Origin of the sequence: Mesorhizobium sp. L-8-10, from assembly GCF_016756635.1 — a bacterium.
GTDB lineage: Bacteria > Pseudomonadota > Alphaproteobacteria > Rhizobiales > Rhizobiaceae.
The window spans coordinates 4,303,705-4,325,245 of the sequence record NZ_AP023263.1 but is presented as its reverse complement, the minus strand read 5'-3'; the positions used below and the strand labels follow the sequence as shown (position 1 = coordinate 4,325,245).

Genomic DNA, 21,541 nt, shown 5'->3' with positions numbered 1-21,541 from the left:
CCTCGGGGACTTTCGTACGCCTGCCGGCGCCCGAAACTCTTCACGTCAGCGGATTGGCAGCTTTCGGGATGTCGTTCCGCTCCGATCCCCACGTCAGCATCAACCGCAGTCCTGCTGCGGGGCCTCTGAACTCGGATATCAGGTTTCTGTATTCCGTAGCAGTGGTGTACCCTTCCTGACGAGATGTCACTGAACCCGCTTGAAACAATTCGTGCCGCGCGGGCTGCTTACGACAGGGGTGCCTGGGCAGACGCGGTCGAATTGTTCCTGAATGCGGACGCCGAGTCGGAGCTCGGGACCGACGACCTCGAGGCACTGGTCTGGGCTGCGGGGATTTCGGCGCAGGATCGGGTCATGCTCGACGGGCTGGAGCGGCTTTACGCGCAATTCTCCGCCAACGAGAACCACGAGGAAAGCGCACGCACGGCATTCTGGTGCGGATTGCGGAACATGCTGATCGGAGAGGTCGGACTGGGATCCGGCTGGCTTCAGCGCGCAGCCAAACATGCCGAACAGACCGCGCCTGATTGCGTGCAACGCGGGTATCTGCTCCTTCCTCAAGTCTACATGCACCGGGGAAAAGGCGACTACGAAGCGGCGATCGAACTTGCAGACAATGCAATCGCCATCGGAGAGAAAGGAGACGATCCCGACCTGATCGCCATGGCTGGCAGCCTCAAGGGCGGAATCCTTTTTCGGCTCGGACGCATCGACGAGGGGTATGTCCCGATAGACGAGGCAATGCTGCTCGCCAACGGCCGACGGCTTTCGCCGGTGGTATGCGGCGTGGTCTATTGCGAGATCGTTGCCTCCTGCTGCCGTGTTCTCGAGATGGTGCGCGCGCGCGAATGGACCTCGATCCTCACCGACTGGTGCCGGCGCAATCCCCAGGCCAGGGCCTTCAACGGCGTCTGCCAGGTGCACCGGGCCGAGGTGTTCCAACTCGAGGGCCACTGGGCAGAAGCCTTCGAGGAGGCGGAGCGCGCCGGTGACGGCCTGAGTGGCACGACCGAGCACACCGCGATGGCCAATGCCGCCTACCGGCGCGGGGAGATCCTGCGCCTGCGCGGCGAGTTCGACAAATCCGATGCCGAGTATCGCCTGGCCGGTGAAATCGGGGTGGACCCGCAGCCCGGACTGGCGCTGCTGCGCCTTGCACAGGGCCGGCGCGAGGAGGCGATTGCCGGGATTCGGCGCGCTTTAGAAACGGCCGGCGACATGCCCCGCAAGGTGGCACTGCTGCCCGCGGGCATCGAGATATTCATCGCCTGCGGCGACCTGGACGCCGCCGAACGGCTGTGCGGCGAAATGTCGGACATCGCGGAGCGCTTCGGCACGGAAATCCTCGCCCGCGTGGCCGATCAGGGACACGCCTCGCTGGCGCTGGCGCGCGGTCAGTTCGGCGACGCGGTCCCCCCGCTCACCCGAGCCCGGCGCTACTGGTCGGAATTCGGCGCGCCCTATCTCGTTGCGCGTCTGCGCGTCGACATCGGGCGTGCCTGCGCGGAGCTCGGCGACACCGAAAGCGCCGAAAGGGAGTTCGACGCAGCCGAGAATATTTTCGAGGAGCTCGGCGCGGCGCCCGATCTGGCGCGAATTCTCGAGTTGCGGGCCGGTTCCACGGCGGCGGGAGCCGACAATCTGACGGCGCGCGAGCGGCAGGTGCTGGCGCTGGTCGCCGACGGCGGCACGAACCGCGAGATCGCCAGGCAACTCAGGCTCAGCCCCAAGACAGTGAACCGCCATGTCGAGAACATTTTCAACAAGCTCGGGGTTTCCTCGCGCGCCGCCGCCGTTGCCAAGGGCTTGCAGACCGGCTCGATTGACGCGCGGCGGAATGGGTAGAACACCCCATTCCTGAAAGATGCGGCATGGGTCATACGAACGATGAAAGCCGCGTGTCCAGAGGACTAGGCTCGTCTCCGCAACGACCACAGGAGAAGAGCCATGGCCGACACACGCACATCCGACAGGGCCCGCACCGGCCGCCACCCCGCCGACCTGGTGGAAACGGGGAATCTGCTCAGAACCCAACCGGACACATTCCCGGCGGCATCGCTCCGGCAACCGGCCGAAGCCAGGCCCGAACGTCACGACGTCGTGGTGATCGGCGCCGGCCAGGCGGGACTGTCCGTCAGCTATCACCTCAAGCGGAGAGGCATCGACCATGTCATCCTTGAGGGTGCGCCCCGCGTCGGCGACGTCTGGCGCAACCGCTGGGACTCGCTGCGCCTCTTCACGCCGGCGAAGTTCGACTCGCTCGACGGCTATCGTTTCCCGGCGCACAAGGACACCTTTCCCACCAAGGACGAGATGGCGGATTACCTCGAAGCATATGCCGCGAAATTCGACCTGCCGGTGCGCGTGAACGAGCCGGTCAGGCGGCTGCACAAGGCGAACGGCCGCTTCCGCCTGGAAACCAAGGACCGCGTTTGTGAGGCGGACCGCGTGGTTGTCGCGGCGGCAAGCTATCAGAAGCCGCGCCTGCCGGCCTTGGCCAACGATCTGGACCCGCAGGTTTTCCAGATGCACTCGCACGAATACCGTAACCCCGCCCAGCTTCCGAACGGCCCGGTGCTGCTGGTCGGCGCCGGCAACTCGGGCGCCGAGATCGCAATGGACCTGGCCAAGACGCACAAGGTCTATTTGTCCGGACGTGACGTCGGCCACATTCCGTTCGATCCCGTCGGCTTCCTTGGACGAAAACTGCTGGTTCGCCTCGTCATTCGCGGACTGTTTCATCGCATTCTGACGATGCGGACGCCGATGGGGCGCAAGTTCCGCTCCAGGATGCACGGTCACGGCATGCCGCTGATCCGGACACGGCCGGGTCAGCTGAAGCGCGCCGGGGTGCGGCGGATCGGGAAAATCGCCCGGATCAGAGACGGCAAGGCGGTCGCCGACGACGGCGCAGAAGTCGCTTTTGCGAGCGTGATCTGGTGCACCGGCTTCGATCCCGGCTTCGACTGGATCGACCTGCCGGTCCTGGACGGGCGCGGCGACCCTCGCCACCGGTTCGGCAAATCAACCGACGTGGCTGGGCTGTATTTCGCCGGGCTTCATTTCCAATATGCAGTGTCCTCGCCGTTGGTCTCAGGCGTCGGGCGCGACGCCCGCCGTGTCGTGGGCTGGATTGACGCTGCAAGAAATGGCTGATGCCGCGCCTCCCGGAGTCCCCGCTGAAACAAGCGTGGGCGATGGCGGCCACGATCGCGCGCCAGCGCCGCAAGCGCTTCCACCCCTCGCAAGTCGCGAACAGCCGGCTCCGCCCCCGCGCATTCAAAGGTGAAAGACATGGAATCGATCGATCAGGCTCTGTTCAACTTCAGCCCAAGGGCCGGGCTGGCCGTCGCTGTCATGGTTGGTTTTCTGGTCTTTGCCGTGGCGCTGGACCTGACCTGGGACCAGTTCCGCAGGGTTCTCAAGAGCCCCAGGGCGCCCGGCGTCGGACTGGCTGCCCAGTACCTCGTCCTGCCGGCGGCCGCCTCCGGCATCGGCATGCTGATGGCGGCGACGCCAAGCATCGCGCTCGGCTTGCTGCTCGTGTCCTGCTGTCCCGCCGGGGCGCTGTCGAACTACCTGACCGGAGTGGCGCGAGGGAGCGTGGCCACCTCGGTCAGCATGACGGCGATCTCCACATTGTTCAGCATCGTCGTCACACCCCTCTTGTTCGCGTTCTGGGCCTCGATGAACCCCGAGACCCGGGCGATGATCGAACGGATCGAAATCGAGCCGGTACGGGTGGTCATGGTGCTGCTCATCATGCTGATTGTCCCGGTCGCGGCGGGCATGATCATCCGCGCCAAGAGTCCCGCGACCACCGACAATATCCGGCATTGGGTACGCCGCATCGCCGGTCTTGTATTCGCCGTCGTTGTGGCGATTCTGCTGCTGGGCAACATGAGCGTCCTCGGCAGCTTCGCCAGCATCGCGCTCCCCCCGGTTCTCGTCACCTTCACCGTTGCCGTCTTGTTGGGCTGGGGTCTCGCTCGTGCTTCGGGCCTTGTGGCCGCCGACCGTCGGGCAGTCACCCTCGAAGTCGCGTTCCAGAACGTCGCGCTCGCGATCGGCCTGGCCGTCGCGTTCTTCCCCGAGCTGGCTGGCGTCGCAATCACGTCCATTCTCTGGGGCGTCGTCCACCTCACGGTAGGCTTTGCCATCGCGGCGATGTGGATGCGCATGCCCGTCGCCGACAATCCGCAGGCGGCGGAATGATCGCCCCCCGGTGTCGAAGAGGCCCAGAATACGGACGACAGCAGCTTCCGCACGAAGCTGTGGGGCGGGAATCTAGGCAACGAGTTCAGGATCGAGGGCGAGACCGATCGAGTTCGCTGGTCCGCGCATGGCCCCGCGGTCACCGCCTCGGAAGACTGTTCATTGCGCCCGAGCAGCCTGCGTCCGGGTGACTGACGCGGGCTGATTGCCAGCGCCTGTTCGGCGCGGCAGTGCAGACGCCGCGGCTCAGCAACTGACAAACGACCGCTTTGGGGATCGTCAGGTACGCGCCGGAATGACCGCTATTGGCGCGAAGCCGACATTTCGAATCGGCGGCGCGAACTTCTGCTTCCAGGCTCACAACGAGCCCTTTTCCCAATTCGGCTTGGCTGGCCGAAATGCCGAGTCGATATCCGTCCACGTTGTCAGCCGCGACCGCCGAGATGGCCAGCCAGCCCCCGCCCCCTAAGCCCCGACCAGCACCTTCAACCGATCCAGCGCCGCAGCCAGCCCCTTCAACGATACCGACAAGGCCACGTCCTTCTGGTCGAGGCTCTTGACGGTGACCTTGAGCGTCGTGCCTGCGCGCAGCGGCGCGGCAGCCTTGGCGTCGAAGCTGAGGGGCACAAGGCAGCCGGCGGGCAGGCAGGTGGAGAAAGGCAGCGGCTTGCCGGCTGCACCATCGTCGACCTGAAGCGTTGCGCCGGCGGCGAGTTGCAGGCCGAAGGGCAGGACGAGATTGCCCGCGACGCCACCCTCCTGCCCCTTGCCCAATTCGATCGCCAGCAAGCGCTGCCCGTTCTGCTGCGACTGCTGATGGGAAACCGCGCAGACCGGCTTCGGCGTCGCCTGGCAGGAGAGCTCCCAATCCTCATAGGTTTCCTTCAGCGAGGAGGCACCGCCCGGCAGGCCGGCTTCCTGGGCTACGGCCGACGCGCAAAGCGCCATGAGGGCGGCAGCGGTCACCGCACAAATCCTTGATGAACCCGACATCGGCCATAACCCCCTTTGTCGTGGAGCGCCGCGCGTGCCTTCGACGCGATAATGACGCCCTATCCGTTTGAAACGACGCGTCGGCCCGAAAACCGATGCCGATCTTCGGGCCGACGCATCTGCAACAATTGCCCGACCGCGATGCCGCAGGCAAGCGTTCCGATCCGGCAAGGCTGTGGAGACAGGGCCGGACCGGAGAGAAGGCATCATGCCAACGGCATTCCAGGGCATCTCAAACTCCGAGGGCGCGACGTCGAGGAGCGATTTTTGTGGCGTTTGCGCCGCTCCTCATCTGCCTGCCCGTCCTCCGCAGCAGCTGCGCTGCAGCTGCGGAGGGTGGACCGGCATCTCTCCCCGTGAAGGACGGGGAGAAGACAGAAGGCCGCAGCCGCTGACCCAATCGCCGGCGCGGCCCCTCCGGGCCGCTTGGCTTTCGCGCTACCGCATCGGCCCGAAATCGTACTCGGAAAGCACGGGCGTGGATCGCGCGGTCGCGCTCCAACGGTCGATGTTGCGGCCGTTGGCATCAGAAGTGGAAACCGACCCGCGCGCTGGCGGTCTGGCTCAGATAGGAATCACCGATGTCGGCGGTATATCCGGCCTTCACGTCGAAGCGGTTGCCGCTGTAGAGCTGCAGGCCGAGGTCGATCCGGCCGAGCACCTCCGGCGCCTCCAGGAAATCGGTGAAGGTTCCGCTGTCGACGGTTTCGTTGACGAAGCGGCCGTCGATCGTGCGGTTGTTGTCCGGCAGGTAGCTGACGCCGAAGGCGGCGTAGGGCCTGAGCGTCGTCTGCGGGTCCAGATCGACACGGCCGCCGAACTCCACCATCATCGAAAGCGCGACATTGGTCCTGCTGCTGCTGCCGAGATCCAGCGCATAGAGGGGAGAGCCCGTTTCCTGCACTCCCGGCATATGCGAATAGACCACGTCGAGATCGCCATAGGGCCGGATGTACCAGTCGTCGAAGGTGAACTGGTAGGCGGCGCGCAGCCGCGCGCCGGCGAGCAGGATGCTGGGATCGCTCTCCAGCGGCGCGATGAATGCAGGCAGATTGACCTGGCGGCTGACATCGTACGAGCCTTGGGCCAGCGCCACCGAACCGGCGAACAGCCAGGGGCCGGCCGTGTGCTTCAGCGCGATGGAGCCGTCGAAGGTCTGGCCGTCGCCGAAGGAGCCGCCATCCATCGTCGCCGAGGTGGTTCCATAGGCGAAGGAGCCGCCGAGAAACCAGTCTGGCGCAACCTCGTACTGGCCGCCGATGCGGTAGCTGGTGGTCGTGACGTCATAGCCCTGAACTTCGCCCGTCGCGTCCTGATCGCTCCAGCGGCCGGAGACGCTCAGCCAGAGGCAGGTGTCTTCCTCGAGCTGCACCTTCTGGTCGACGAAGACCGGGCAACTCATCGACGAGCCGAGAATGGTGCCCGCCGAATTGGCCAGGGCCATTGCCTGCGCATAGATATCCTTGCTCGAATATTCGTCGAGGGCGGCCGCATAGTCCTGCGCTCCATCGATGTGGGACAGGGTGGCGAAATGCCTGGCGAAGGCGGGGTCGGCGGCGTCCCACTTCCGGCCGAAGTGATCGGCGAGCGTCGCCTGGCTGGCGGTCAGGGAAACCCCGTCCGCCTTGAAGTTCGCGTGCGGCGTGATGACCAGTTGGTTGCCGGATTGCGCGGCATCCCACCGGAACAGCAGCGAATCCAATGCGTCGGCCGTGGTGTCGAGATCTCCTGATGTCGCCACGGCGAGCGAGCCGGGCAGAAGGGTCACCGCCGTCGGCACGACGAGGCCGTCGATGGAGGCGTAACCGTCGACCTTGAGGTGGCTGGCGGTGGCGTTGAGGGAATCGACGGTCACGCCGAGCCGGCCGTCACCGGTCTGGATGAAATCGCCGGTGACACTGGTGACACGCAGCTCGCCCGGCATCCCGACATTCACGGTGCCGCTGTTGCGAAGCGTTCCATCCATCACGGCGCCGGCGTGATAGGTACCGCGATTGTGCATGGTCACCGAGGGTCCGGACGCCGCCTTCAGGGCGAAGGCGGCGCTCGTGGCCGCGGAGACGGCACCCGAATCGGTCGAGCCATAGATCGAGCCGGTGATCGTGCCCTTGTTGGCAATGGTCACTGTCCCAGAAGCTGTCCCGGAAGTGGCCATGACGGCCGTGCCATCCGTTCCGTCCACTGTGGTGACAGTCCCGCTTACGGTGAGCTCATTGGACGAGCCGCCATCGAACCAAATGCCGGCGGCGCCGGCGCCACTCCCGCCGGTTACGGTGCCATCCACCTTGACGATGATCTGCCCGTTCGTCCCGTAACCCTGGCTTTGCGCGAAAACGCCGATGCCGTTCTCACCGGTAGCCGACACCGTGCTACCCACGTCCACCCACGCTGTGACGGCACCGCCGCTCCCGCAAGTTCCGATACAGACCTCGCGATAAGCTGCGTTGGAGGAGCCGGCAAACATCGAGTCGTCGTCGATGACCAGCCCGCCGCCGCCGCCGATCGACTGCGCCAGGATGCCGACCGCGCCTGCGCCGCTCACGGCAACGCTGCCACCGCCGCCGGCATAGACGTATACGAGGTCTCCGCCGCTTCCGCTTCCCTGATTCAGGCCCAGGTTGACCCCGTCCCAGGAGGTCGTCAGCGCAGGACTATCGTTGCTCGCATCCGCCACGCGAACGAGACCGCCGCCGCCGCCGATCGACTGCGCGACAATGCCATGCGCCGCGATACCATTGGTGACGACTGTGACGTTGGTGGCGAAGACTTGTACGGTTCCGCCGTCACCGCTCCCCGCCGTGCTGCCGAGTTCTGTCGTCACGGTCCCCGCGCTCGGCTGAACGGTCACGAGGCCGCCGCCGCCGCCGATCGACTGCGCCAGGATGCCGAAGGCGAAATCGCCGCCCGTCGAGATGTCGAGCGTGTTGTCGACGCTGAAGTAATTCTCCTCGAGCGTCACGTCGCCGCCGTCGCCACCCACGGCCGAACTGCCGCCCGCGGTAAGGGACAGCATCTGGTCGGACATCAGGAACGAGGGAATGAAGAGGCTGCTGCCCGCGCCCGCGATGCCGCCGCCGCCGCCGACCGATTGCAGGACGATGCCGTCGGCCGCGTCGCCCGTGGTGGTGATATGGGTGCCGCCGGCGTTTCCGTAATTCAGCGTCACCAACTGACCGTCGCCGCCCCCGCCGCCGCTGCCGCCATCGGAACCGCCCACGGACATCAGGCCCGCCGCACTGTCGGAGCCGTCGGCGCCCATCCCGCCGCCGCCGCCGATGCTCTGCGCGACCACTGCCGCCGCCGCGTAGCCGGCGGTGCCGATGGCCGTATCGCCCTCACTCAGATTGACGGTCACCTGGCCGCCGTCACCACCGGCGCCACCGCTGCCCCCCAGGGCCACGTCGGCGTTGATGGTGATCTCGGGGATCCCGCCCGTGCCGCTTGCGGCGGCAGTGCCGCCCTTGCCACCACCGCCGCCGATCGACTGCGCAACGATGCCGTTGGCCCAGTCGCCGGCCGTCGCGATGGCCGCGGAAAGGTCGACAGAAACGGTGCCGCCGATGCCGCCAGCGCCGCCCGAGCCGCCTATCGTAAGCGAGAAAGTGGCGTCGACCGTCGGAAGGGATTGATCATCGCCGCTGAAATAGTTCTTAAGGAAGCCGGCAACCTCGCTCGTCCCCTCGCGCGCAGCAAGGCCGGGAACGATCGGATTGTCTGCCGACGCATCGGCACCGGCCGAGCCGCTGAGCCCGCCGCCGCCGCCAATCGACTGCGCCAGCACGCCGGTCGCGTCGCCGCCATGGGTCGCGATGGGGGCCGCCACGGTGACCGAAACGTTGTCGCCTGCGCCGCCGCCAGCGCCGGTGGTGCCCATCTCGATGTTCAGGCTGGGCTTGTAGTCCTGGCCGCCTGCCGTGAAGCTCTGGGCAACGCTGAGGGAGCCACCCTGGGATGAGCCGCCACCGCCACCGACCGACAGCGCCGCAATGCCGATTGCGCCCGAGCCATAGGTCGTGATGCCGTTTCCGGCAAAGAGATAGGCATCCACCTCGTCGCCATCGCCGCCGCTCCCACCGCTCGAGCCCTGGACAACGCCGATTGACGTGCTGGTGCCGGTGCCGAAGGACTGCGTATTGCCGCTGCCATAACCGGCATCGCCGCCGCCGCCGCCGATCGATTGCGCCGTCACGCCGTTCGCATAGTCGCCATAGGTGACGATGGTGGTCGCGGCACTGCCGGCCGGATCCTGCGAGGGGGTACCATCCGACGCGATCGTGCCACCGAGCACCACCAGCACCTCACCGCCATTGCCGGCGACGCCGCCATCGCCACCCGTCGCGAAGGTTGCCGTGACGGCGAGCGACGTGGCGTTCTCGGGCGTGTAGTCATATCCAATCACGGTGGCGAGCGCAGAGGCATTGCCACCGACGCCACCGCCGCCGCCGACGCTCTGCACCAGCACGGCCGTGGAGCCCTGGCCGCTGGTGGCGATCGCGCTGCCGTCCGACAGGGCGAACTGAGCCGTCCCGCCAACGCCGCCGCCGCCGCCCGTCCCGCCGACCGCAGAGCCCGCGGCAACACCGACCTGGACATCCTCCGACACCGGAATCGCAAGCGCGACCGCCTCCGCCAGCGCCGAGCCGCCGAACCCGCCGCCGCCGCCGATGCTCTGCACCACGACGCCGTAGCTGTTGACCGGAAGCGTGTTGCAGTACGACGACGAGGTGCAGGAACCTTGTCCCGTCGCGATCAGGCTGCCGCCCGAAACGGTAGCTGCCGCCGTGTAGGCGCGGCCGCCGTCGCCGCCGCTGCCGCCGACCGAGATCGCGTACGCGACGCCCGGGCCAACCGCGCCGGACAACGCCTGGCCGCCGACGCCGCCACCGCCACCGATCGACTGCACCAAAAGGCCGGCCGACGTCGACCCGCTGGTCACGATCGTCGTTCCGTCAGCGCTGATCGTGGCATCGCCGCCGACGCCGCCGCTGCCGCCGCTGCCGCCGATGGCGACCGTCTTGAAGAGCCCGTCGCTGCTGGCGTTGCCGGCGTTGCCGCCGCCGCCGCCGATCGACTGCATTAGGACGGCCGCCGAGGCGTCGCCCTCCGTGACGATCTGCGTGCCAGTGCCGAGCGTTGCCGTGACCGTCCCGCCGTCGCCGCCGGCGCCGCCGCTGCCGCCCACGCTGACCAAGATGCTCGAGGCACCGCCGCCGTCACCGCCGCCACCGCCGATGGACTGGCCCATTACCCCGGTCGCGGAGATGCCGGTCGTCAGGATGCTGCCGCCGTCCGACGTGAAGGTGACGCTGTTGCCGTCGGCAGCAAGCGGATTGGTGTCGGCGTTGCCGCCGACCGAGTCGAACAGGCCGCTGGCCTGTCCGCCGGCACCGCCGCTGCCGCCGATCGATTGCAGCAGGATGCCCTGCGCATTCGATCCACTGGTGGCGATCGAGCCGCTGTTCGTCACACTGACGGCGCCGACGCTACCACCGGCACCGCCTGTCCCGCCGCCGCTGTGAAAGATGGACCACACAGAGCCCCCTGTTCCGCCCGCGCCCGCGAGCGATTGAGCAAGGATGCCGCGGGCAGTCGCTCCGGCCGTGGTGATCGCGCCGTCGTTCTCCACAGTCACGTTGCCACCGGCACCGCCGGAGCCACCGTCGCCGCCGGTGCTGGTGTCCTCGCCGTTGGCGGTGCCGGCATTGCCGCCGGCACCGGCGACGCTCTGTGCCAGGATTCCAATCGAATCGGCACCCTGCGTGGTGATCGATGAGGCGCTGTCGAGCGTAACCGTCACGGCGCCGCCGTTGCCGCCGTTGCCGCCTCCTCCGCCCTTCGCGCTGTTACTGCCGGTGACCGAGCCTCCCTCCGCGCCTGTCCCTCCGATGGACTGAGCGACGATGCCTGGCGAAGAGGTAGCCCCGTTTGTGGCAATCGAGGCGGCCGTCAGCGCGATAGTGATGTCGCCGGCCGATCCGCCGGAACCTGCGATGCCGCCGCTGTTCGTGCCACCGGATCCGGCATGAAAGAAGCCGCCCAACCCTCCGTTGCCGCCGAGGCTGGCGACATTAATACCGGGCGAGCTGTCGCCCGCCGTCGTAACCGTGACGAGGTTCTGCCCGGTGCCGCCAAGCGTGACGGTGGCCTGCCCGTAGACCACGCCGCCATTGCCGCCATTGCCGGCGTCCTGGTCGTTTGAGAGGGCATTGTCGGAGCCGCCGTTACCGCCGTCGCCACCCAACAGGAACATCTGGATCGCTGCGGACTGATCGCCAGTGGTCGATACCGTGACCGGCTGCGACTGCGCACCGACCGTGATGGAGCCTGCGCCGAGGACATGCCCGGCATAGCCGGCGTTTTCCTCGCCATGAGTATCGCTGTATTCGCAGTCCTTGCCGTCCTGGCAGCCGCCGGCCCCGCCGGCACCGGATTGGAGCAGCGCGAAGATGCCGGGCAGCAGGTCGCCGGTGGTAACCACACTCGCATCCGTGACCGATATCTGGGCAGGCCCGCCGGCCGCCGCGCCGTTGCCGCCGCTGTAGTGCTTGCCGCCAGCTCCCGCTGCGCCGTCGCCGCCGATGACCGCCGCCAGGACGCCGGCGCTGTACGGCGCACTGGAGCTTGGCGGCGTGTCGCTCACATTGACGGTAACATCGCCGCCCTCAGTGAGCGTGACCGACGCCGAACCGCCGCTGCCGCCGGTACCGCCGGCGCCGTCGTCGTTGCTGCCACCATTGCCGCCCTGGGAAAGCGCCTGGAGACCGTAGACGCCGTTGTTGATGCTCCCGACATCCTGCCAGGTCCAGGTGACGTCCACCGCCGCCGAGTTGACGATCGAGGCCGTGCCCGCGGACCCGCCCTGTTCGCTGGGGCCAGCGTCGCCACCGAGCGAAACCGCCTGGATGCCGGCAAAACCCTGCTGCCCGGACATCGTGGCGGTGATCGCGCCGCTGTTGGTGACCGCCGCACCGGTGGAGGCTCCAAGCGATGTGCCTCCCTGGTCCGTTGCCCGGATGGCGGCGCCGCCCCATGCCTGAACACCCGAAAGGTTCATGTCGATCGCGGCGGAGTTTGTGAGGGTGACACCGCTCTCGGAGGAGCCGCCGACATCGGCCGCCTGCAGCACGTAGATGCCGAAAATATAGTTGTCGACCCCCGTCGCAGTGCCCGGTGTAAGGCCGATCGCACCCTGATTGGAGATGGTCATTCCGTAGGTGTCGCCGTTGCTGACCTGCCCTAAGAAGACCCCATTGGCAGTAGCTGACAAGGCAGCGATGCCCCAGGCCCCGGCGGGTTCCGATGACGATATTATGTTTATGCCGCCCAAATTCGTGACGGTCATGCTCTGCTTTTGAATGACGCTGTCAAACGGTTCAACGACGCTGACCGGGGAGGTATAGGTTCCCGCTGGTATGTTGCAGCCATAGACGTTGTTCTGGACGCTGCAGTAGTTTTCCTGCGCCAGGGTCTGGCCGGGAAGCGCGAACCAGGCCGCGGTGCCGAGCAGGCCGGTGACCAGGCTCCCCAGAACCGCGGACTGCCGTCCAGCCGTCGCCGGCCGGCCGGCCTGCACGGGCCTTGCCGCTCCGGGATCGCACCTTTCGTTGGATGCCGTTCTGGAACGCGCCTCCGCTTTCCGCCGCAACGGCGATCCGGTTGTCGAGCGGCAATACGAGCTGCGCTTCATCATTTGCTCACGTCCCATTGGTCCGGCTCAGCAACGCGTGTTCCTTGTGCCGGGTAGCGGACAAGAAACTGCCGCCTCCGGTTGCAAAGGAGCATTGCGTTCGCAGCGCCCATTCGTAAGATCGCTTCAACCGAATGGATAAGGGTATCCACCATTCGAGGTAGGCCAAATTGACCGGAAGGTAGATGACAGTTCTCCAGCCGCCTATTACCCCGAAGGGTAAGATCGCCGACGAAGCGCTCAGCCAGGAGATCATCCGTCTCTATGAAAACGAGCCTGATCTGCGCGAACTGCCGCGGCTGCTGTTCGACGGCGTCGGCCGGCTCGTCGACGCCGAGGTCGTCGCCTATGCCGAATTCCATCCCCCGAGTCGCGACCTCCGCGCCCTGGTCTCGGTGGGCGATGATCCCGAGGCGAGAGCAAGGAGCATGGCGGCCTTCAGCCGCCATGCGCACACGCATCCTTTCTGGCAGGGCGATCCCGGCTTCTTCGGCGAGAAGGCGCTGCGCGAATCGGATTTCTTCGACGAGGAGACCTATCTCGGCCTGCCCATGGCCAGGGAAGTGTTCCTGCCCTCAGGCGCGCGCCGCATCATCTCGATCGTGATCGAGAACGAGGGCTATGTGGTCAGGCTGTCCGGCTACCGGCTATTGGGCCGGCCGGCCTTCAGCGACGAGGAGCGTGACCGTCTCGAAGCATTCCGCCCGCATATCCTGCGTGCCTACCGGCATGCCCAGCAACGGACCCTTGCGAAACTCAAGCCGGGCGATCGCCTGCGCTTTGCGTTTCCCGAATTGACGGGCCGGCAGGTCGAGGTCGCAGCGTGGCTTGCGGAGGGAAAGTCGAACGAGGATATAGCGGCGATCCTCGATGTCGGCATCGACACCGTCAAGGCGCATGTCAAGGCGCTCTACAGCAAGCTGGGCGCGGAGGGCCGGCTGGCAGTGGCCGTCATTGCCCATACCATCCCGCCCTTTACCCGGCTTCCGCCGCTGTGGAAACTGACGACGGAGGCATGGGGCACGCGGCCGAAGGCCGAGCAGCCTGCGGAATGAGACTGTGAGACGGATGATTTGCTCGGAGTTATGGCAGCGAGATCGGCGTCCCCGACGACCTCGAAGCCGTGTTGTCCCTACCACGAGAGTAACGCCAAAAAACTTTTCGCTTCAGTTGGATAAGGGATTCGGCGACGCCGCGAAAAGCCCCTCATCCGCCTGCCCGTCCTCCGCAGCAGCTGCTGCGGAGGACGGGCAGGCGGATGAGGGGCAGCGCGGCGGCGTCCGGCGACGATACCCTGCGCTTCCTACGCGCCATCGGTTCAACAATCATCGGATGGCGTCTTAAGCTCAGCTACGTGCAATCCGGGCGCCTCAATCCAGCGCCATGACCCTTCGCCGGCAGTCCGCCATGCGCCGGACGACCATCCGGACCGGGAGCGGTCGAACTCATACCGTCGCTTTCAGGAAATCCAACGCGGCAACGGTGCGCTTGGGATCGATCTCGTAGGTTTCGGCCGTCACGATCCTCCGCTCGACGAAAGGATCGGCGGAGATGCGCGCGTCGTGATCCTCCCGGCTTTCTCCCTGGGCGAGAATGGCGCCTCCGGCGGCAGGCTGCAGCGAGCCGACGCAGAGAAACGCACCATCGGCAAAGCCCTGCGCTATCCAGTCATTGTGCGCCGCCATGAATTCTGGCGCGGCAGCGCGATTCTCCGCAAATTTCAGGAAGGTGACAAACATGGGCGCTCCTTGGTCAGTTGGATGAGGAAATATCCGGCAACGTCGCCAGCCAATGCTCGATGCCGGCCACCTCGCTGCGGATGAAGGTTTCGTCGCGGAAAGCCGTAGCCATGACCGCCACCCCTTGCGACCTCGACAAGAGATGCAGCGCCAGCGCCTCCGCCCTGTCACCGGCACCAAGCGCCTGGAATTGCCCGGCGAGCCAATCGCGGAACAGCCCGAAGATATCGGAAGCACGGTCCTGTGCTGCATGATCGAGCTTGGCGAGTTCGGAACAGAGGGTGCCGACCGGGCAGCCAAAGGCCATGATCTTCGCCTGGTTGGCGATCAGCATATGGGCGAAGCTCAGGATGCGCTCGCGCGGCCCGTCGCCATCGGCCTCCCAGCCGTCGAGCATGGCGCGCGTGCATTCCATGCGACGCACGATCACCGCATCCAGTATGTCATCCTTGGTCTTGAAATGATGATAGAAATTGCCGCGCGAAATGCCCACGGCGGCCGCGATGTCGGCAAAGGACGTGGCCTCGAAGCCGCCTTCGTAAAAGAGTGCGTCCGCCTTTTCGACGATCAGTTCGCGAGTGGATGGCGCCGGCATGTCAGGTCAATTGTCCCCAGCATTCCGCTTTGACGATTTGTCTTTACGCAATTCCGGACGCAAGACCGCTGCGCGCTCTTGCTGGAATTGCCCCTGGATGGCGGAACACCACTAGGACAATTGACCTAGTTTGTCAAAGCCTCGCATTGGCGCTGCCCTGCTGGCCGCATTTCCGGCTACGCCGGAACCACGCCTGGCGCGTTTGCGCAATTCGCTTCAAGCGCCAGCTTAAGGGCCGCCGCGGGTTCGCGAGCACTCCGCTATCGACGAGGCTCACAAAGGGCTGGGCCTGTCGCCATCCGGCCGGCACCTGCGAGGGAACATCACACGGGTAACGCTTCAATCGAACGCCATGACTTGCGCCGGCAGGCCCGCATGCGCCGCCCTGACGAAACTGTCGAGCGCGTCGATCGCCGAGGATTGCGGCAGCGTCTCGCCCTGCAATTCGGGCGGCACCTGCCAGCCCGGCGGAATGCCCTGCATATTGGGCAGCTCATGGGCGATGCCCTTGTGGCAGTCTATGCAGGTCGCCTTTCCCGTCAGCAGGTAGCGCGTATGGATCTCGGCCGCGCGCTCGGTCTGGCGCGTGAGGTCCATGGCCACCGACGAGTGGCAGTTGCGGCATTCGAGGCTGTCATTGGCCTTCAGCCGCGCCCATTCGTGCTGGGCGAGCTCCAGCCGCTTGTCCAGGAATTTGCGGCGGGTATCGATGGTGCCGAAGATCTTGCCCCAGACCTCCTTGGACGCCTGCATCTTTCGGGCGATCTTGTCGGTCCAGTCGTGGGGCACGTGGCAATCGGGGCATGAGGCGCGAACGCCGGAACGATTGGCGAAATGTATGGTGTGGGTGAGCTCCTGATAGACGTTGTCACGCATCTCGTGGCATGACGTGCAGAACGCCTCGGTGTTGGTGACCTCCAGCGCGGTGTTGAAAGCGCCCCAGAACATCACGCCGCCGACGAACCCTCCGAGCGTCAGGAAGCCGAGGCTCAGCGTCGCGGCCGGCGTGCTTATGATGCGCCAGGCCCAGAGCAACCACTTCTTCAATCGCTGCATGGGCCTACTCGCTGCCGGCGGGCTTCACGCCCAGTTCGCTCATGTCCTTGAAGCGGTTCTCGACCAGGGGCTGGACCTGCGCCTGAGGCACATGGCACTCGGTGCAGAAATACCGGCGCGGCGAGACGTCGGCGAGCATCTGGCCGTCCCGCGTCATGAAATGCGTGACGCTGATCATCGGCGCGCCCGAACTCTGCGTGAATTCGCGCTTGTGGCAGGACAGGCAGCGATTGGTGTTGACCGATAGCTGGTAACCTTCGATCGAATGCGGGATGACCGGTGGCTGTTCGGGATAGGCACGCATCTGGCGCACATCGTCGGTGACCCATTTCGGAACCGACGGCGCGGGTATCTCTTCCATCGGCGACGGCGGACCGACGAGTTCGGGCGAGGTCTTCGCCGCCATCTGGGCAAGCGCCGTGGTGCCAGCGCAAAACAGGGTGAGCAGGACAAGCGCGGGAACGGTGCGCCGCAAGGTCATGCGACCGGAACGATCTTGACTGCGCATTTCTTGAAATCCGTCTGCTTGGAGATGGGGTCAGTGGCGTCGAGCGTGACCTTGTTGATCAACTGGCTGGCGTCGAACCAGGGCACGAAGATCACGCCGCTCGGCATGCGATTGCGGCCGCGCGTCTCGATGCGCGACCGGATTTCGCCGCGCCGCGAAATGACACGCACCTCCGCCCCCTGGTTGATGCCGCGCTTGCGGGCGTCGTCGGCATTCATGAAGCAGCGCGCGCCCGGGAAGGCCCGGTAGAGCTCGGGCACGCGCAGCGTCATCGAACCCGAATGCCAATGTTCGAGCACCCGGCCGGTAACCAGCCACAGGTCGAACTCGCTGTCGGGGGATTCGGCAGGCGGTTCATAGGGCACGGCGAGGACGACCGCTTTCCCGTCCGGGCGCCCATAGAATTTGACGCCCTCCCCCGCCTTCACATAGGGATCCAACCCTTCCCGGTAACGCCAAAGCGTCTCCTTGCCGTCGACCACCGGCCATCTGAGGCCGCGCACCTCATGGTAGGTGTCGTATGGCGCGAGGTCGTGGCCATGGCCGCGCCCGAAGGCGGCATATTCCTCGAACAACCCTTTCTGGATGTAGAAGCCGAACTCCGTCGCTTCGTTGTTGGGATAGTCGGGATCGATCTCGCTGCGCGGGAACTTGTCGACAGTGCCGTTGCGATAGAGCACGTCGAAGAGCGTCTTGCCGCGATAGGCCGGATTGGCGTCGAGGATCTCCTTCGGCCACACCTCGTCCGTGGTGAAGTGTTTGGAGAACTCGGTGAGCTGCCAGAGGTCGGAACGGGCCTCGCCGGGCGCCTGCACCAGCTGGTGCCAGACATGGGTGCGGCGCTCGGCGTTGCCATAGGCGCCCTCCTTCTCGACCCACATCGCCGCCGGAAGGATGATATCGGCCGACATGCCGGTGACCGTCGGATAGGCGTCGGAGACGACGACGAAATTGTCCGGGTTGCGATAACCGGGATAAGCCTCGTTGCTGCTGTTGGGCGATGCCTGGATGTTGTTGTTGACCTGCACCCAGTAGAAGTTGAGCTTGCCGTCCTTCAGCATCCGGTCCTGCTCGACCGCATGGAACCCGGGCTTCTCGGGCAAGAGCCCGGCCGGCAGCTTCCAGATCTCCTCGGCATGCTTGCGGTGCTCCGGATTGGTCACCACCATGTCGGCGGGCAGGCGATGCGCGAAGGTTCCCACCTCCCGCGCCGTGCCGCAAGCCGACGGCTGACCGGTCAGCGAGAACGGGCTGTTGCCGGGCTCCGAGATTTTCCCGGTCAGGAGGTGGATGTTGTAGACCATGTGGTTGGCCCAGACGCCGCGCACATGCTGGTTGAAGCCCATCGTCCAGAGCGACATGACCTTGCGCGCCGGATCGGCGTAGAGCTCGGCGAGTTCCTCCAGGAACCCCTTCTCGACACCGCTGAGCTCGGCGACCTTCTCGAGCGTATATTCCGACACAAGCGCCTTGAACGCCTCGAAGTCGATCGGCTCCATCCTAGCGGCGTTGGCCGCGCCCTTTGCGGAGGTCTCGCGCGGGTCCTCCGCTCTCAGGCCGTAGCCGATGTCGGTCTCGCCGCGCATGAACACGGTATGGTTCCTGACGAAGTCCTCGTTGACCCGGCCCGTGGCGATGATGTGGTTGGCGATGTAGTTGAGGATCGCAAGGTCGGTGCCGGGCCTGAACACGACGGGAATGTCGGCGAGGTCCATGCTGCGGTGGGTGAAGGTCGACAGCACCGCAACCTTGACATGCTCATGCCCGAGCCGGCGGTCGGCCAGCCGCGTCCACAGGATCGGATGCATCTCGGCCATGTTCGAGCCCCACAGCACGAAGGCATCGGCGTGCTCGTGCGCATGAAGGCGTAGGCGGCCGAGGCCATGCAATGGCGCGCATTGGGATCGAGATTGTTGGAGCGGAAGCCGGCCCGCATCAGCTTGGTCGCGGCGTAACCCTCGAAGATCGTCCATTGGCCGGAGCCGAACATGCCCACGGCCGTCGGCCCCTTCTCCTTCAGCACCTTCTTGACCCGCTCGGCCATCAGGCCGAAGGCCTCGTCCCAGCTCACCGGCTCGAACTCGCCGTCCTTGTCGTAGACGCCGTCGCGCTTGCGCATCAGCGGCGTGGTCAGACGGTCCGCGCCATACATGATCTTGGAGAGGAAGTACCCTTTCACGCAGTTGAGACCGCGGTTGACCTCGGCCTGCGTGTCGCCGTGAGTGGCGACCACCTGGCCGTCCTTCACACCCACCATCACGCCGCAGCCGGTGCCGCAGAACCGGCACGGCGCCTTGGACCATTTTATCTCGAGGGCACTCACCCCGCCGGGGATCGGCTGGGCGGAAGCCGGCAGGGCAATGCCTGCCGTCGCAGCCGCGACGGCGGCCGCCTGCGCCTTCAACAATTCGCGCCGGTTCAACTCTGCCGTCATGGCCCGGAGCCCTCCAATTCCTCGATATGTTCGAAAACCATGTTGGCCGCGACCACCCCGTCGAGGGCGCCGAGAGCCGTGAGTTGCGCGCCGAGTTCTCCGGCGCTCTCGCCTTCCATGACGACCACGATGCGGTTGTTGCCCTGCGCCCGGATTTCCGGGCCGTTCATGCCGACGATCGCCTCGGCCACCTCATCGAGACGGCCGGGCATGACGGATATCACGGCGCTCGATATGTGATGATAGCGGCGGCCGTCAGCCATGGCCGGCCTCACGGGATCCTGGCGCGACCGCGATCGCCCGGACGGGGCATGTCGCGATGCAGGCGCCGCAGCCGGTACAGCTGTCCTCCGCCAGTACGGGCACGAAAGGCCCGCCGACACGGGGTCGGAAAGAGATCGCCGCCTCAGGACACGCGTCGCGGCAGCTCATGCAGGACACGCCGTTGCGGGCAAGGCAGGTGTCGGAGACGGCAACGACGTGCGTGAACGCAGGCTTTGCGGCGCGGTCGAACACGGGCTCGGGACATGCCTCGGCGCAGTCGCCGCAGAACAGGCATTCACCGGCGGAGAAATCGAGCGACGGCCTGCCGTCGCGCATCAGGATGACCCCGGTCGGACACGCGCCCGCACAAGCGCCGCACCCGCTGCAGGCAGCCGTCCAGCCCTCGACCACCCCGGGCGGCGCTATGTCAGGCACCGGCTGCGCGGCGCGGCCGGTAAGGAATGACCTGCGGCTGATGCTGGCCGGATGCGCCATCGGCTCAGCTTCCCGGAGGTCCGGGCGGCCCGAAGACCAATTGCCACATCCAGACAAGGAAACCGTAGCCGCCGACGACACCGACCGCGACGACCGGCCAGATTCCGAACGCCAGGACGAGAAAAGCGATAAGTTCCCTACGGCGTGTCGAAGCGTCCGGCTTTGCAGCAACGGAACTTCCCTCGTCCTGGGTCATGATCCCCTCATGTGCCTTGGACACGCAAATCATACTCGCAATGGCGAGGTTACTCTAACCGATCGGCTTTGCAACTCTGCGACAGCATTGAACCTGTTCCTCGCCGTGTCGCTGGCGAGCATGCAGCCATGACGCGACGACCTTGCCGGACCGCTCCTGGCACCGGTTGCCCTGCACATCGCGCTGGCGGTCTGTTTACGATTCTTGTCTGGCTTCCGCGTGATCGAGCCGCGACTGCAACGCTGCTGCCGTGCCGGCCGGCTCGTCGGGGTCGGTCCTGGCGCCCGTCGACGGCTACGGCCAGAATCACGGCGGTCACGCAGCGCCAAGACGCATTGGGCACCCCATATCGTGCCCCTTGCCGATGTTCTTCATCAACATCGCGAGTGCCTTCCTATTCAGCTTGTTGCTCGATCTCGTATAGAATAAGGTAAAATTTTCACAATCGTCTAAATAGACTTTCAAAGAAATCTAAGTATGGCGTATATTTTCGCACAGACAGTCTTTCGACAGCGGCGTGCAAACAGGAGGAGACGGATATGCAACCCGAGAACGGTTTTGTCCGGCATGTCGGCGTGGCGTGCGGTTGCGACAGCTGCTCGACAGCGCAAGGCGGTGCCGAGAAGGATGGCGCGCTGTCCCGGCGCGGCTTTCTGGCCAGCGCGGTCGGCGGCACGGCCGCGGTGCTGGCTGGCGCCACAGTCTCCACCACCCGGCCGGCCTTGGCCCAGAGCACGTTGACGCCGGACGCTGCGCTCAAGGAGCTGATGGACGGCAACCAACGCTATGTCGGCGGTCAGCTCCAGTCGCTCAATGAGGACCTGTCGATCCTGAAGGCAAAAACGGCCGAGAAGCAGGAGCCCTTTGCCGCCCTGCTGTCCTGCGCGGATTCCCGGGTGCCGGTGGAGTTCGTCTTCGACCAGAGCATCGGCCGTCTCTTTGTGGTGCGTGTGGCCGGGAACATCACCACACCGGAGATCACGGCGAGCCTGGAATATGGTGTCGCCGTTCTGGGCACCAAAGTGATCATGGTGATGGGGCACAGCAATTGCGGCGCGGTGAAAGCAACCATCGAAGGCAAGGCCGTGCCAGGCCAGATCGGCGCCCTCTACGCCCCCATCTGGCCAGCCGTGAACGCCGCAGGCCCAGACCTCGATGCCGCCATCGACGCCAATGCTCGGATCCAGGCGACACTGCTCAGCGAAGCTTCCCCGATCCTCGCCGCGGCAATCAAGGAGGGAAAGCTGAAGGTCGTGGCCGCCCGCTATGACATAGCGACTGGCAAGGTCACATTGCTATGAATCGCGACAACTGTCGGCTTGCAGGAATCTCCTCCTGCCGGCGGGTGACGACAACCGC

14 protein-coding genes and 1 pseudogene are annotated in these 21,541 nt (G+C 65.8%); 5 read left to right on the top strand and 10 right to left on the bottom strand.

The window, feature by feature from the left end:
* Window positions 1-183: 183 nt before the first annotated feature.
* The 3 genes from JN280_RS19940 to JN280_RS19930 all read left to right on the top strand — a co-directional run bounded on the left by JN280_RS19940 (window position 184) and on the right by JN280_RS19930 (window position 4,215).
* Window positions 184-1,845, top strand: coding sequence for a LuxR C-terminal-related transcriptional regulator (locus JN280_RS19940; RefSeq protein ID WP_210387815.1), 1,662 nt, complete (start codon window positions 184-186; stop codon window positions 1,843-1,845).
* Window positions 1,846-1,947: 102 nt separating this feature from the next.
* On the top strand, window positions 1,948-3,156 hold the full coding sequence (locus JN280_RS19935) for a flavin-containing monooxygenase (protein ID WP_202304472.1): 1,209 nt from the start codon (window positions 1,948-1,950) through the stop codon (window positions 3,154-3,156).
* 138 nt (window positions 3,157-3,294) lie between these two features.
* Window positions 3,295-4,215, top strand: a complete 921-nt coding sequence (locus tag JN280_RS19930) for a bile acid:sodium symporter family protein (RefSeq protein WP_202304471.1) — start codon at window positions 3,295-3,297, stop codon at window positions 4,213-4,215.
* A 465-nt stretch (window positions 4,216-4,680) separates the two neighbouring features.
* Here JN280_RS19930 and JN280_RS19925 read toward each other — a convergent pair whose 3' ends face one another.
* Both JN280_RS19925 and JN280_RS19920 read right to left on the bottom strand, forming a co-directional pair.
* Window positions 4,681-5,208, bottom strand: coding sequence for an invasion associated locus B family protein (locus JN280_RS19925; protein WP_202304470.1), 528 nt, complete (start codon window positions 5,206-5,208; stop codon window positions 4,681-4,683).
* A 526-nt stretch (window positions 5,209-5,734) separates the two neighbouring features.
* A complete protein-coding gene (locus JN280_RS19920) occupies window positions 5,735-12,781 on the bottom strand; it encodes an autotransporter outer membrane beta-barrel domain-containing protein (RefSeq protein WP_202304469.1) in 7,047 nt (2,348 codons plus the stop codon).
* A gap of 299 nt (window positions 12,782-13,080) precedes the next feature.
* Here JN280_RS19920 and JN280_RS19915 point away from each other — a divergent pair, with 299 nt between their 5' ends.
* Complete coding sequence (locus JN280_RS19915) at window positions 13,081-13,950, top strand: helix-turn-helix transcriptional regulator (RefSeq protein WP_202304468.1); 870 nt, start codon at window positions 13,081-13,083, stop codon at window positions 13,948-13,950.
* Window positions 13,951-14,340: 390 nt separating this feature from the next.
* On the opposite strand, the gene JN280_RS19910 is transcribed toward JN280_RS19915, so the two are convergent.
* The 8 genes and pseudogenes from JN280_RS19910 to napE form a co-directional block, all read right to left on the bottom strand.
* On the bottom strand, window positions 14,341-14,634 hold the full coding sequence (locus tag JN280_RS19910) for a YciI family protein (protein ID WP_202304467.1): 294 nt from the start codon (window positions 14,632-14,634) through the stop codon (window positions 14,341-14,343).
* 13 nt (window positions 14,635-14,647) lie between these two features.
* Window positions 14,648-15,229, bottom strand: coding sequence for a TetR/AcrR family transcriptional regulator (locus tag JN280_RS19905; protein WP_202304466.1), 582 nt, complete (start codon window positions 15,227-15,229; stop codon window positions 14,648-14,650).
* A gap of 339 nt (window positions 15,230-15,568) precedes the next feature.
* A complete protein-coding gene (locus JN280_RS19900) occupies window positions 15,569-16,285 on the bottom strand; it encodes a cytochrome c3 family protein (protein WP_202304464.1) in 717 nt (238 codons plus the stop codon).
* 4 nt (window positions 16,286-16,289) lie between these two features.
* The gene (locus tag JN280_RS19895; protein WP_202304463.1) at window positions 16,290-16,793 is read right to left on the bottom strand and encodes a nitrate reductase cytochrome c-type subunit; all 504 of its coding nucleotides are present in this window, start codon (window positions 16,791-16,793) and stop codon (window positions 16,290-16,292) included.
* Window positions 16,763-19,227: pseudogene (gene napA / locus JN280_RS19890) on the bottom strand (periplasmic nitrate reductase subunit alpha). Before napA ends, JN280_RS19895 begins: the two are co-directional and overlap by 31 nt.
* Window positions 19,224-19,490 (bottom strand): chaperone NapD, encoded by a 267-nt coding sequence (locus JN280_RS19885; RefSeq protein ID WP_202304462.1) that lies wholly within the window; start codon window positions 19,488-19,490, stop codon window positions 19,224-19,226. Before JN280_RS19885 ends, napA begins: the two are co-directional and overlap by 4 nt.
* The gene (gene napF, locus JN280_RS19880) at window positions 19,483-19,986 is read right to left on the bottom strand and encodes a ferredoxin-type protein NapF (RefSeq protein ID WP_202304461.1); all 504 of its coding nucleotides are present in this window, start codon (window positions 19,984-19,986) and stop codon (window positions 19,483-19,485) included. Before napF ends, JN280_RS19885 begins: the two co-directional genes overlap by 8 nt.
* Window positions 19,987-19,990: 4 nt before the next feature.
* Entirely contained in the window at window positions 19,991-20,182 is a 192-nt protein-coding gene (napE, locus tag JN280_RS19875) for a periplasmic nitrate reductase, NapE protein (RefSeq protein WP_202304460.1), read from the bottom strand.
* A 539-nt stretch (window positions 20,183-20,721) separates the two neighbouring features.
* Here napE and JN280_RS19870 point away from each other — a divergent pair.
* Window positions 20,722-21,483, top strand: a complete 762-nt coding sequence (locus tag JN280_RS19870; RefSeq protein WP_202304459.1) for a carbonic anhydrase — start codon at window positions 20,722-20,724, stop codon at window positions 21,481-21,483.
* Window positions 21,484-21,541: the final 58 nt, after the last annotated feature.

What these genes read in the sequence shown, in the direction of transcription:
- JN280_RS19930 (WP_202304471.1), top strand. Translation starts at nt 3,295, where the DNA reads ATGGAATCGATCGATCAGGCTCTGTTCAACTTCAGCCCAAGGGCCGGG.
- JN280_RS19870 (WP_202304459.1), top strand. Translation starts at nt 20,722, where the DNA reads ATGCAACCCGAGAACGGTTTTGTCCGGCATGTCGGCGTGGCGTGCGGT.
- JN280_RS19940 (WP_210387815.1), top strand. Translation starts at nt 184, where the DNA reads ATGTCACTGAACCCGCTTGAAACAATTCGTGCCGCGCGGGCTGCTTAC.
- JN280_RS19885 (WP_202304462.1), bottom strand. Translation starts at nt 19,490, where the DNA reads ATGGCTGACGGCCGCCGCTATCATCACATATCGAGCGCCGTGATATCC.
- JN280_RS19905 (WP_202304466.1), bottom strand. Translation starts at nt 15,229, where the DNA reads ATGCCGGCGCCATCCACTCGCGAACTGATCGTCGAAAAGGCGGACGCA.
- JN280_RS19900 (WP_202304464.1), bottom strand. Translation starts at nt 16,285, where the DNA reads ATGCAGCGATTGAAGAAGTGGTTGCTCTGGGCCTGGCGCATCATAAGC.
- JN280_RS19910 (WP_202304467.1), bottom strand. Translation starts at nt 14,634, where the DNA reads ATGTTTGTCACCTTCCTGAAATTTGCGGAGAATCGCGCTGCCGCGCCA.
- JN280_RS19915 (WP_202304468.1), top strand. Translation starts at nt 13,081, where the DNA reads ATGACAGTTCTCCAGCCGCCTATTACCCCGAAGGGTAAGATCGCCGAC.
- JN280_RS19935 (WP_202304472.1), top strand. Translation starts at nt 1,948, where the DNA reads ATGGCCGACACACGCACATCCGACAGGGCCCGCACCGGCCGCCACCCC.
- JN280_RS19895 (WP_202304463.1), bottom strand. Translation starts at nt 16,793, where the DNA reads ATGCGCAGTCAAGATCGTTCCGGTCGCATGACCTTGCGGCGCACCGTT.
- JN280_RS19925 (WP_202304470.1), bottom strand. Translation starts at nt 5,208, where the DNA reads ATGTCGGGTTCATCAAGGATTTGTGCGGTGACCGCTGCCGCCCTCATG.
- napE (WP_202304460.1), bottom strand. Translation starts at nt 20,182, where the DNA reads ATGACCCAGGACGAGGGAAGTTCCGTTGCTGCAAAGCCGGACGCTTCG.
- napF (WP_202304461.1), bottom strand. Translation starts at nt 19,986, where the DNA reads ATGGCGCATCCGGCCAGCATCAGCCGCAGGTCATTCCTTACCGGCCGC.